Source organism: Kosakonia sp. S42, from assembly GCF_016624785.1.
Lineage (GTDB): Bacteria > Pseudomonadota > Gammaproteobacteria > Enterobacterales > Enterobacteriaceae > Kosakonia > Kosakonia cowanii.
This window is the reverse complement of the sequence record NZ_JACVTW010000118.1, coordinates 1-244: the sequence shown is the minus strand read 5'-3', so window position 1 is coordinate 244 and position 244 is coordinate 1. Positions and strand designations below refer to the sequence as shown.

Below are 244 nucleotides of genomic sequence, written 5' to 3'. Positions count from 1 at the left end.
ACCCACACATTTGCTGGCGACCATGATGACGGTCACCGGCGTTTTGCGCGGGAGCTTCTTGCGCAGCATGTCATCCAGCGCGGCCACCACCTGCTCGTTTGCCCCCGGCAGAGGGGCCGCTTCAACGATAAACCCCGCGCTGCCGGCATTGATGAACATGTCGTTGGCATCATCGTAATAACGCCACGGAAGCGCTGCGGTCAGGGAGGGATAATCCCAGGTCTGCTGCAGGTTGGCTTTCGCT

The 244-nt window shown here is 60.7% G+C and carries 1 protein-coding gene; it reads right to left on the bottom strand.

All coding sequences use genetic code 11. The features are described from left to right. Window positions 1-244: TraC family protein (locus tag IAE50_RS25815; protein WP_200581707.1), on the bottom strand; the 244-nt coding region annotated here is incomplete at both ends.